Annotated in this window: 7 protein-coding genes and 1 tRNA gene; 2 read left to right on the top strand and 6 right to left on the bottom strand. The window is 44.9% G+C overall.

Annotated elements, in window-relative coordinates; translation table 11 throughout:
- The first annotated feature begins 176 nt into the window (after window positions 1-176).
- Window positions 177-253 (top strand) — tRNA-Pro (locus AC5O63_RS18535).
- A 458-nt stretch (window positions 254-711) separates the two neighbouring features.
- Here AC5O63_RS18535 and AC5O63_RS18530 read toward each other — a convergent pair.
- On the bottom strand, window positions 712-1,575 hold the full coding sequence (locus tag AC5O63_RS18530) for a TraB/GumN family protein (protein ID WP_494505870.1): 864 nt from the start codon (window positions 1,573-1,575) through the stop codon (window positions 712-714).
- Window positions 1,576-1,979: 404 nt separating this feature from the next.
- On the opposite strand from AC5O63_RS18530, the gene AC5O63_RS18525 reads away from it, so the two are divergent.
- The gene (locus AC5O63_RS18525) at window positions 1,980-4,631 is read left to right on the top strand and encodes a beta-N-acetylhexosaminidase (protein WP_494505869.1); all 2,652 of its coding nucleotides are present in this window, start codon (window positions 1,980-1,982) and stop codon (window positions 4,629-4,631) included.
- A 70-nt stretch (window positions 4,632-4,701) separates the two neighbouring features.
- Here the strand turns inward: AC5O63_RS18525 and AC5O63_RS18520 are convergent, their stop codons facing one another.
- The 5 genes from AC5O63_RS18520 to nagA form a co-directional block, all read right to left on the bottom strand.
- Window positions 4,702-6,093: a peptide MFS transporter gene (locus AC5O63_RS18520; RefSeq protein ID WP_171322364.1), complete on the bottom strand. Its 1,392-nt coding sequence runs from the start codon at window positions 6,091-6,093 to the stop codon at window positions 4,702-4,704.
- 351 nt (window positions 6,094-6,444) lie between these two features.
- Window positions 6,445-8,109 (bottom strand): asparagine synthase B, encoded by a 1,665-nt coding sequence (gene asnB, locus AC5O63_RS18515; protein ID WP_239852032.1) that lies wholly within the window; start codon window positions 8,107-8,109, stop codon window positions 6,445-6,447.
- Window positions 8,110-8,323: 214 nt separating this feature from the next.
- Window positions 8,324-9,907 carry a cation:proton antiporter domain-containing protein gene (locus tag AC5O63_RS18510; protein WP_494505868.1) on the bottom strand — a complete coding sequence of 528 codons (1,584 nt, stop codon included), beginning with the start codon at window positions 9,905-9,907 and terminating at the stop codon, window positions 8,324-8,326.
- Window positions 9,908-9,993: 86 nt separating this feature from the next.
- The gene (nagC, locus tag AC5O63_RS18505) at window positions 9,994-11,208 is read right to left on the bottom strand and encodes a DNA-binding transcriptional regulator NagC (RefSeq protein ID WP_004744496.1); all 1,215 of its coding nucleotides are present in this window, start codon (window positions 11,206-11,208) and stop codon (window positions 9,994-9,996) included.
- Between the two features lie 2 nt (window positions 11,209-11,210).
- Window positions 11,211-12,347: an N-acetylglucosamine-6-phosphate deacetylase gene (gene nagA / locus AC5O63_RS18500; protein WP_494505867.1), complete on the bottom strand. Its 1,137-nt coding sequence runs from the start codon at window positions 12,345-12,347 to the stop codon at window positions 11,211-11,213.
- Window positions 12,348-12,429 lie beyond the last annotated feature (82 nt).

The raw sequence follows: 12,429 nt of genomic DNA, 5'->3' as shown, positions 1-12,429 counted from the left end.
TTAGGTTGCGGATTTGTTCTTGTTGATGTGTTTTTGCTCACACTTTATTCGTGTTAGATGATGTTTTATACAAACGAACAATAAAATTGAAAAAGTTACTCAAAATGGCTTGCGTTAGAAATCAGAATCCGTAATATACGCCTTCGTTGACGGGCAATGAGCTCGAATAAACATCTCGGTGAATAGCGCAGCTTGGTAGCGCATCTGGTTTGGGACCAGAGGGTCGGGGGTTCGAATCCCTCTTCACCGACCACCTATAGAAAGCCTGCTTTTATAAGCAGGCTTTCGTCGTTTTGGAACGGGCTACGCCCTATGGAAAGCGGGAACGGACTTCGTCCTACGGAACGCTGCGCTTTTGGAAAATGGGATCGAGCTTCGCTCTGCTGGAAAGCTGGAGTTGACTCCAGAATAAAGTGGATCAGATTTAGTTTTCTAGTTTTCTAGTTTTCTAGTTTTCTAGTTTTCTAGTTCCCCGTCATTCCTTAGACCGAAGAATGAGGGAGTTAGGAATCTCTAGAGGTTTTCTACTTGCTTTGCGAGATCCCCAACTCGTTCGTACCTCACTCTTGAGGATGACAAGTTAACCTGTTGAAATAAAAAGGGTTGACGCTAATTGCCAACCCTCAAAAGTTTCTCTAGCTCTCTAGCTCTCTAGCTCTCTAGCTCTCTAGCTCTCCAGCTCTCCCGTTCCCAAATCCCGCATCCCGCTTCTCAATACTTAAACTCACAATTTGAAGTTTTGCTCTTTGATAGCTGTGTTACTTTAAAGCCTTCATCTTTCAGTAGCTTCAACACGCTTTGTTCACCTAATAAATGTAGGGTTCCAACGACGATGACGTATGACCCTTTGGCTTTAGGCAGCCATTTGGGGTTGGAAAGTTTTTCTGCCCAATCAAGATTGCGGTCGATCAGAAATGATTTTTCAAAATCCGGAGACATTTGTGTTAGTGAGGCAAACTCTTCCAGTTTACTCATATCACCCGCTTTCCAGCTTTCTATTAAGCAATGTGTCGCATCCTCAGAATGATCGAACTCCTCGATTGCGCTGATCAAAAGCTCTTTGCCAGATTCTTTCTGCCCAGTGAGTAAGTCGATTTGAAACTGTAGTGACTCTAAGCTGAGCACCGGTTTATCCCACAGCGTCGCCTTGTATGCTAAGCGGGTATCAACACCATCTGCGGCAGAGTAGCCAAGGTATTCAATTTGCCTCATCTGAATGGCGAGAGCAGCAGCCCAAGGTGGAGTGTGTAACAGTTCATTTGCGTTCAGCTCTAACAAATTAGAGATACCAATGAGCTCGTTTTGTTGCTCTGTTGAGAGTACATCCTTGGACACCAGTGTTGTTGGTGGATACTTGATTCCATTGTTTTGGCGAATATCGGTTTCAACGATTAAGCCTTGGCTTGTCTTAAGTCGCTTAAAGACAATTTCAGGTAAGGGATACATACTTTTATCGCCAACATGAACTGAGCCAATAATTGTGTATTTCAGCCCACCTTTTTCAATGTTCCAGATCAGAGGCTCGGCTTGGATGCTTGCTGACAACACCAATAGTAAGAGAAGTAATTTACGCATTAATGGATCCTTACCGATGCGGAAAAATTGTTGAAATCCGTTATTTCAACGGAGTTTGACGAGGAAAAAGTGAGTACAAAATCACGTTTTCGTATCCAAGTCATCTTTAGATATTACGATAACAAATGCCGTGTTGTGATCTTTCTTCACTTTAAATTGTGTTTTGCACCCGAAAGCTGTGATTTGGTTCTCAGTAATCTCGTCAAATTAACTACGTCGAAATTGACGAGTTGGATAAGCTTATGTTTTTTATCGCTTAAATTTAATTTGAAAATGTAAAGTTTGAATCTGATCACTTTCGGTGATGATTAATTTTACGATGAAAAATAACTCGCGATATGTTGTTTGCATCTTAGTTTTAGAGCCAACTTTTTCGGCTTAATTTACGTTTTGGGGTAAGTAAGATGTTTAAACAGAGTCTGATCGCGGCGTCGGTTATCGCTACATTAGCAGGTTGTTCTTCGTTTCAATCTAATGAGCAAAGTGTTGTTAACTCACTCGCGAACAATCTAGATGTTCAATATGAAGTGCTAACTAACCACGGCGCTAACGAAGGACTTGCATGTCAAGAGATGGGAGCAGAATGGGCGTCTTGTAACAAGGTAAACATGACGCTCGTTAACCAAGGTCAAGCGGTTGACTCTAAAGATTGGGCTATCTACTTTCACAGCATTCGTTTGATTTTAGATGTCGACAACGAGCAATTTAAAATCTCTCGCGTAACTGGTGACCTACATAAACTAGAACCGACTGAGAAGTTTGATGGTTTTGCCGCGGGCGAAGAGGTGGTGCTTCCACTGGTTGGCGAATACTGGCAGCTATTTGAAACTGATTTTATGCCAGGTGCTTTTGTCGCTGCTCCAAACGCCGAGCCTAAGATGATCGCTTCTCTTAACACAGAAGACGTTGCATCTTTCGTGACGGGCCTTGAGGGTAACAACCTAAAACGTACGCCAGATGACAACAACGTATTTGCAAACGCTGTGTCTCGTTTCGAGAAGAACCAAGACTTAGCAAAACAAGACGTATCAAGCACGTTACTACCAACGCCAATGTCTGTTGAAGCAGGTAAAGGTACGGTAGATATCGCGGCGGGTATTGCGCTGCCTAAAGACGCATTCGATGCGACTCAATACGCAGCAATTCAAGATCGTGCAGAAGTGGTAGGTGTGGACGTTGGTGGTGATCTTCCTGTAAGCATCACTGTTGTTCCTGCAGACTTCACCGGTGAACTAGCAAAATCTGGTGCTTACGAGATGAGTATCAAAGGCGACGGTATTGCGATTAAAGCGTTCGACCAAGCAGGCGCTTTTTACGCAGTACAATCTATCTTTGGCCTGGTAGATAGCCAAAATGCTGATTCTCTACCACAACTGTCTATTAAAGATGCGCCGCGTTTTGATTACCGTGGTGTGATGGTGGACGTGGCTCGTAACTTCCACTCTAAAGACGCAATTCTTGCAACGTTAGACCAAATGGCAGCGTACAAGATGAACAAACTACACCTTCACCTAACGGATGATGAAGGCTGGCGTTTAGAAATTCCGGGTCTGCCTGAGCTGACAGAAGTGGGTGCTAACCGTTGTTTCGATTTGGAAGAGAAAAGCTGTTTACTTCCTCAGCTTGGCTCAGGTTCAACATCAGATAACTTTGGTTCTGGCTACTTCAGCAAAGCAGACTACGTGGACATCCTAAAATACGCGAAAGCGCGTAACATCGAAGTGATTCCTGAAATTGATATGCCAGCGCACGCTCGTGCCGCAGTGGTATCAATGGAAGCACGTTACGACCGCCTAATGGCACAAGGGAAAGAAGCAGAAGCGAACGAATACCGATTGATGGATCCTCAAGATACATCGAATGTAACCACGGTTCAGTTCTACAACAAGCAAAGCTTCATCAACCCGTGTATGGAATCTTCAACTCGCTTTGTTGATAAAGTAATTTCAGAAGTGGCAGCAATGCACACCGAGGCTGGCGCGCCGCTAACAACATGGCACTTCGGTGGTGATGAAGCGAAGAACATCAAGCTAGGTGCTGGTTTCCAAGATGTGAACGCTGAAGACAAAGTAAGCTGGAAGGGTACGATTGACCTATCTAAACAAGACAAGCCATTCGCACAGTCTCCACAATGTCAGACGCTAATTGCAGACGGTACGGTAAGCGATTTTGCTCATCTACCAAGCTATTTTGCGGAAGAAGTATCGAAGATTGTGGCAGAGAAGGGCATTGCAAACTTCCAAGCTTGGCAAGATGGTCTTAAGTACAGCGAAGGTGAGAAAGCGTTCGCAACAGAAAGCACGCGAGTTAACTTCTGGGACGTTCTTTACTGGGGCGGCACATCATCAGTGTACGAGTGGTCTAAGAAAGGTTACGACGTGATCGTTTCTAACCCTGACTACGTTTATATGGACATGCCATACGAAGTTGACCCTAAAGAGCATGGTTACTACTGGGCAACCCGTGCAACAGACACTCGTAAGATGTTTGGCTTCGCACCAGAGAACATGCCTCAGAACGCAGAAACCTCTGTAGACCGCGATGGCAACGGCTTTACTGGTAAAGGTGAAATCGAAGCGAAACCTTTCTACGGTCTATCAGCACAGCTTTGGTCTGAGACAGTACGTAACGACGAGCAATACGAGTACATGGTATTCCCTCGCGTACTCGCAGCGGCGGAGCGTGCATGGCACCGTGCAGATTGGGAAAACGACTACAAAGTAGGTGTTGAGTACTCGCAAAACTCTAATCTAGTCGACAAAGCTGCGCTAAACCAAGATTACAACCGCTTTGCCAACCTACTTGGTCAACGTGAACTGGCTAAGCTAGAGAAATCAGGTATCGACTACCGCCTACCTGTACCAGGTGCTCAAGTAGAAGATGGAACACTCTCAATGAACGTTCAGTTCCCTGGTGTTGAGCTTCAATACTCTCTAGATGGTAAGAAATGGCTGACTTACGCAGACAGCACTCGTCCAAATGTAGAAGGTGAGGTCTTCATTCGCTCGGTGTCAGCGACGGGTGATAAGGCCAGTCGTGTGACTAGCATCAAATAGCGGATTCGTTTCCCATAAAAACAAAAATGCCCGACCATTGAACTGGTCGGGCATTTATTATTTTCTACTATTAAGCAACTTGAGCTTGCTGCTCTTCAACTTGTTCTGCATTGCTGATTGGAGACTCAGCACCGTGCATCCAACGAACTAATGTATTTGAGAACATTAAGAGGATGACACCAGAAACGGTTGCGGCAATGGCGATGCCACCAAAGATAGACATTGCACCTAGCTCACCTACATGAGAACCAATTAAACCAGCGACATAGTTAGCAATGGCGTTGAAACCAAACCATGCACCCATCATCAGTGATGCAAGGCGAAGTGGTGCTAGTTTTGTTACCAGTGATAGACCGATAGGTGATAGGCAAAGCTCACCAAGCGTATGGAAGAAGAATGCGCCGACTAGCCACAGCATAGAGGTCTTAACGGCTGTATCGCCACCTTGCTCCATAACAGCACCAACCATACATAGGAAGCCTAGTGCTAAGAAGAACAGAGCTAAGGCAAATTTGACCGGTGAATTCGGCTCTTTTTTACCTAGTTTAACCCAGAAAGCGGCAAGTACGGGTGCCAGAGTAATGATAAAGAATGGGTTGAGTGACTGGAACCAAGCGGCAGGAACTTCAAAGCTACCGATCATGCGATCTGTGTACTGCTGAGTGTAGATGTTCATCAGACCGCCAGCTTGCTCAAAGCCAGCCCAGAATACGATAACAAATAGCCCCATAACTAGAATAACCTTCAAACGGTCAACTTCTTGCTTAGTTAAAGGTTGTTTTTGTGCCGATTGTTTATTTTCTAGATCACGAGCAGCAGCAGGTACGGTACCAATTTCGCCCAACCAAGATTTCGCCATCGTCATTTGCATGATAAGGCTAATGACCATACCGATACCCGCGACAACAAAGCCTGCTTTCCAGCCAAATTCATTGGTGACAGAGCCTGAAACAACACCTGCGATAAGGGCACCCAAGTTGATACCCATGTAGAAGATAGTGAATGCGCCGTCACGACGGTTGTCACCTTCTTCATACAGGTCACCAACCATAGTCGAGATGTTTGGTTTAAAGAGACCATTACCAGCAATCAGCAGTGCCAAACCAAGGTAGAAGCTGTGAACAGCGCTCATGCCGACCATTTCAGCTGGCAGTGCTAGCGTGAACTGACCAATAGCCATTAGAGCACCACCGATTAGAATTGAGCGGCGTTGACCTAGGTAGTTATCCGCTAACCAGCCACCGATCATTGGCGTAATGTAAACGAGTCCAGTATAGATGCCATACAAATCGAGAGCATCTTTAGTCGACCAGCCCAAGCCGCCGTTAAGGGTTGTATCTGTTAGATAAAGAACAAGAATGGCACGCATAGCGTAGTAGGAAAAACGCTCCCACAACTCTGTACCAAACAAAAGGAATAGACCACGAGGGTGGCCAAGGATTTGTTGATGTTGGTTTGTCATAAATTTTACTAATGTGATTTATTAAAGATTTTTATTTGTTGTTACGTATACTCCTTAGTGAATCTATCTGCAATGATGGTAAATATAAGCTAGACTTATGCTTTTAATTTAAGTGTTTGAAATAAAACAAATATTTGCTTGGATTGATTGAAAAATGACGTGCTACAAACTTAGTTTTCAAAATCGAGATTATTGTTTTTACAATACGCTGTCATATCAAAGAGCAAAGAGAAGTAGGCAATATTGACAAGGGCTGGTTGGTAAGTAAGCAAATGGGTTGATTTTCAGCAATTGAAGAAGCTTGCAGTGAAAAAAAAGAGGCTCTATGAGCCTCTTTTGAATTTGTTTTGATTAGTAAGAGTCGTTATGAACGCTTTGAACTGCTCGGCCTGATGGGTCGGCCATGTTCTTGAATGACTCATCCCATTCAATCGCCTTAGCTGACGAACAAGCTACCGATGGGCCTCCAGGGACACATTCTGCCGCTGATGGAAGCGGGAATAGCTCTTCAAAGATCTCACGGTATACATAGCCTTCTTTTGTTGTTGGCGTGTTGTATGGGAAGCGGTAGGCTGCTGTCTCCATTTGTTGATCAGAGACTTTCGCTTCAGCCACTTCTTTTAGTGTATCGATCCAGCTGTAACCTACGCCATCAGAGAACTGCTCTTTCTGACGCCATGCAATTGAGTCTGGCAGGTAGTGCTCGAAGCACTCACGCAGGATGTGTTTTTCCATCTTACCGTTGCCACACATCTTGTCTTCAGGGTTTAGACGCATTGCCACATCAATAAACTCTTTATCTAGGAATGGTACGCGACCTTCAACACCCCATGCTGCAAGCGATTTGTTAGCACGAGCACAGTCAAACATGTTCAGAGCAAGCAGTTTACGTACCGTCTCTTCGTGGAATTCTTTTGCGTTTGGCGCTTTATGGAAGTAGAGGTAGCCACCGAAGATTTCATCAGCACCCTCACCAGAAAGAACCATCTTAATACCCATTGCTTTGATCTTACGGCCCATAAGGAACATAGGTGTCGAAGCGCGGATGGTGGTTACGTCGTAAGTTTCAATATGGTAGATAACGTCACGGATGGCATCTAAGCCTTCTTGAATCGTGTAGGTCATCTCATGGTGAACAGTACCGATCTTGTCTGCTACTTCACGGGCTGCTTTCAGATCTGGTGCACCTTCTAGGCCAACCGCAAATGAGTGTAGCTGAGGCCACCATGCTTCAGACTTTTCATCATCTTCAATACGCATTGCAGCAAAACGCTTAGCAACAGCAGAAGTGATTGAAGAATCTAGACCACCAGATAGAAGTACGCCGTAAGGAACGTCTGTCATTAGCTGACGTTTAACCGCAGCCTCTAGCGCTTCAGTCAGCTCTTCTTTGCTGGTGCTGTTCCCTTGGACTGCTGCATACTCATTCCAATCACGAATGTAGTAACGCTGTGGTTCTGCATCACCACTACTGTAGTAGCAACCAGGAGGGAATTCGCTCACTGTCTTACAAACTGGCACGAGCGCTTTCATTTCTGATGCCACGTAATAGTTGCCGTGCTCATCGTAACCTTGGTATAGAGGAATAATACCGATGTGGTCACGACCGACTAGGTAGGTATCTTTCTCTTCATCGTAAAGCACAAAAGCGAAAATACCGTTGAGTTCTTCTAGAAGGTCTGCACCGAGGTCTTGATACAAAGCTAGGATTACTTCACAGTCAGAATCGGTTTGGAAGTCGTATTTGCCTTCGTAGCGAGCACGAATTTCTTTGTGGTTGTAGATCTCGCCATTGACCGCAAGGATGTGTTTTTTATCAGAGCTATATAGAGGTTGCGCGCCACTATTTAGACCAACAATCGCCAAACGCTCATGAGCTAGAATTGCTTTCTCTGAAGAATAAATACCAGACCAGTCAGGACCACGATGGCGAAGCTTCTTAGACATTTCCAAAGCAACAGGGCGTAGAGCTTCTGCATCACTCTTTATGTCAAGAATACCGAAAATCGAACACATACAACTTCCCTTTAAAATAAAATTAACTTGTTGAGTTCAATTTGCCATTCTGATTAAAAAAATCAACCGTGCTTGATGAAAAAGTTTAATGAACTCGGTTGTAGTTAAATTATATTTAATAAAACTGTATTTTTGATGAATGAAGTCTAGGTGTTGTTGTGTTTTTGTCCGGTGGAGACAAAAAAGGCAGCGATTTGCTGCCTTTTGACTGAGATTATTTAGTGAAGTTAGGCTTGAGTTGATCGCAGACATGCCTCGCAAAACCGCTACCTGCCTCACTGTAAATGTTAAATGCAGCGTCTACACCACCTTCGACTAAGGCATCTAGCTGATCTGGGTATTCTGCAATAGCGGCAATCTGACCTTGGAAGTTTTTACGCTGTAGCTGCTCTAAAGCGATTTGGTTACCTTGGTGGTGTGGCATCGCAAGTAATACGAGTTTTACGTTGGCTACGTCTAGGATGCGCTCCCAAAAATCAGGGTCGGTAGCATCGCCTGCAATTACGTTTCTACCGTGAGCTTTGTGTTGATGGGCCGCATCTTCGCGAACTTCGATACCTAAGCTGATTTTGCCATAGCGATTTCTCAGCTCGTCGTAAGCACCAGTGCCAATTCGACCCATACCAAGGATCAGAACTTGAGCATGACCTGGGCTGATCAGTTGATCGCGGATGTTGAGGTTTTCTGCTGCATGTTCGCGTAACCAACGACCTGAGCGTTGATAAAGCGAGTGACCGTGGCGACTCAGTGGCGCGGCTAGTACAAACGAAATTGAAACAGCAATGGCCAGGGCGACCAGAATATCACCGCTCATCCAGCCCATTTTAAAGGCTAATCCACCAACGATAAGACCAAACTCACTGAAGTTAAATAGGCTTAATGACGCAAGTAGAGAGGTGCGTACGCGAAACTTAAATGCATTAAGCACTAAGAAGTAGAGAATCCCTTTTAGTGGCAGTAGCAACATGAACAAAATTGCGAGTGCAAAGCCAGAAAGCGTTGGCTGAGCGGATAAGCCGATATTTAGGAAGAAGCAGACTAGGAATAGCTCTTTTAGGTTGAATAGAGATTTAGATAATTCCGAGGCTTTCTTATGTCCAGCGAGTAACATGCCAAGGATAAGAGCACCGAGATCTGGCTTCATGCCGACTAATTCGAATAGACCCGCACCTGCAACTAGGGCAAAGAAAATCCCTAGAAGTACCAGCATTTCTCCGTGGCCGACCCAATCAAGCATTTTGAAGAATAGAGGTCTGAGTAATGGTAAGGCAAATAGCGCAATAGCGTACCATTCTGGAAGTTTGCCCGTTGAAGCGGTTAGGAACACAACGGCGAAGATGTCCTGCATGACCAGAATACCAATCGCAATGGTGCCGTAGGTAGCATTCATCTCCCCTTTCTCTTGCAGTGACTTCACAGCAAAGACGGTACTGGAGAAGGATAGGGCAAATCCGAGCAAGACGACTTGATCGATAGACATCGCCGCTAGCGAACTGACCCCTAAGAATTTGAAACAGAACAGCGCAACACTAAAGAGTGCAGTGGACAATAGATTGTGTAAGGTTGCACCTGCCCAGATCTCTTTCGAGAGCAGGGTCTTGATATCGAGCTTCAGGCCAATAGTAAAGAGAAGCAGTGTTACACCGAGATCAGCAAGCGTGATGATGGTGTCATTAGACTGAAAGCCGAAAGCGTGCAGTCCGAAGCCTGCCAATAAAAAGCCAACTAGTGGGGGGAGGTTGCATTTCAGTGCAATAAATCCGGCGAGAAACGCCGCTGAAATCAAGATCAGTTCCATATTCGTGTTGTTTCGTCCTAAAAAAACGGGCTACATATCGTAGCCCGTTATTCTAACTCAATTAGTTGCTTACAGGGTGGAGAAGATTAATCTTCTAACAATTTTTGTAGCAAAACTCCGTTTAACATTGCACGTTTGATCATTGCGAATGCACCTAGGGTAGGCTGCTTATCAATTTGCGAGGCAACAATCGGTAAATCTGTGTGGAAAGTGGTGAGAGATTGGTTCTCAACGTTACGGCGAATCGCTGGGAAAAGAATCTCTTCACATTGAGTAATGTCGCCAGCAATCACTATCTTTTGCGGGTTAAACAAGTTGATCGTAATCGCAATCGCCTTACCCAATTGGTTACCAACACGTACTAAGCTCTGTTTCGCTAGTTCATCGCCCATATTGGCATGTTCACAGACGTCAGAGATACTGATGGTTTCAAGTTCAGTTAAGCTTGATTCATAACCTTGTTTGATCAACTTGTTCACTCGTTCAACGATGGCTGGGTTAGCGGCGACCGTTTCAAGACAGCCAAAGTTGCCACATTGGCATTGCTCGCCAAGGGGATCAATTTGAATATGACCGATTTCACCGACATTGCGGTTGAAGCCTAGGAATACTTGACCGTTAACGATAATACCGGCACCTGTCCCTCGGTGAACACTGACAAGAATGGAGTCTTGGCAATCTTGGCTAGCGCCAAAATAGTGTTCGGCAAGCGCCATACCACGAACGTCGTTGCCAACAAAACATTGTACATGGAAGGTGTTATGAATCAGCTCAGATAGCGCAAGGTTGTCAATCGAGATATTTGGCATGTATTCAACCACGCCAGTTTCTGGATTGACGAGACCAGGCAAGGCAACACCAATCGCAATAAGTTGATTGATATTGGTCTGGTTATCTTGAATAAAGGCTTTTAACTGGGAAAGTAACCCTTCAACCAGTTCTTCTTGGGTTGTATAGAAGAACTCGTTGTAATCTGAGGCAAGCTCTTTGCCGCCCAAATCGTACAAACTGAACTGAAGGTAGTCACGACCGAGTCGAATCGCTACTGAGTGGAAAGGCTCAACTTCTGTTGTCAAAGAGATCGCTCGGCGTCCCCCTGTAGAAGCTTGTTGCGCGACCTCTTTAATCAGGCCGCGCTCTAGAAGTTGGCGGGTAATTTTTGTAACACTGGCAGGCGCCAGCTGGCTAACATCAGCAACTTGAATCCTCGAAATTGGACCTTGCTGATCGATCAGCCTGTAAACAGCTGCACTATTTAGTTGTTTTACTAAATCTACGTTACCTATTTGTCCGCCATTCATTCTTAATTTTGCTCGTATTGTCCGTTAACAACTGTCGCCTGAACATTGAAGTCACGATCAAATACGGTAAGGTTAGCCACCATGCCTTTTTTAACTCGGCCTAGTTGCTCTTCCAAACCCATTGCTTTCGCAGGATACAGAGTAGCCATGCGCAGTGCTTCGTCCAGTGCGATACCGACGTGCTCAACCGTGTTTTGAACTGCTTCAATCATTGTTAGTGCTGAGCCGCCAAGTGTGCCGTTTTCATCAACACACTTACCATCTCGGTAATATACTTTCTTACCAACAAAAATAAAGTAATCCATGTCAGCGCCTGCAGGAGCTGTGGCATCGGTCACTAATACTAATTTTTCGCCCTTAATTTTGTGAGCGATACGAATGTTTGCATAGTCTACGTGGAAGCCGTCAGCAATGATGCCCGCATAAACGTCAGGGGTATCGTAGATTGCGCCTACAACACCTGGTTCACGGCCTACCATTGGCGTCATTGCATTAAATAAGTGAGTGGCAAATGAGATACCTGCGTCAAAGCCTTTACGTGCTTCGGTATAAGTGGCGTTTGTGTGACCAATTGATACCACAATACCCGCGGCTTTTAAGCGCTCGATATGTGCTGGGTCATTGTGCTCTGGAGCCAGTGTCACTTTGGCAATGACGTCTGTGTTTTCACACATGAAGTCGATCATACTGTCTTCAGAAGGACGGATATGATCGACACTGTGAATGCCTTTTTTCATCACGTTTAGGTATGGACCTTCAAGGTGCAGACCGAGTGACTGATTTTGGTATTTAGCATGGTAGTCACGCGCTGCCGCTACCGCTTGACGCATATCTTCGTCAGAAGATGTAATTAGCGTTGGAAGGAAGCTTGTACAACCAGATTTCAGGTTCGCTTCATGCATGATTTGCATTGTTTCAGCGGTAATCTCGTCGTTTAGCATTACGCCACCGCAACCATTCAGTTGCAGGTCGATAAAGCCAGGGCTAACGTTTGCACCATTTAAATCTCGTGTCTCGATACCTGCAGGCAGTTCAGACGCTGGGCATACTGACTCAATCAGATTGTTGTTAATAATTACAGCATGTTCAACGAGGACGTCGCTGCCGGTATAAATTTTACAGTTAGTTAGCGCATACATGGTTAGCTAATCCTTATAAGTTTAGAATCTTAATACCTTAGGCCATCTATTGAAGTTAAATATTCACTAAATAGTTGTACTT

The sequence above is a fragment of the Vibrio sp. SCP2 genome (assembly GCF_059295395.1).
This window is presented reverse-complemented; position numbering and strand designations above follow the sequence as displayed.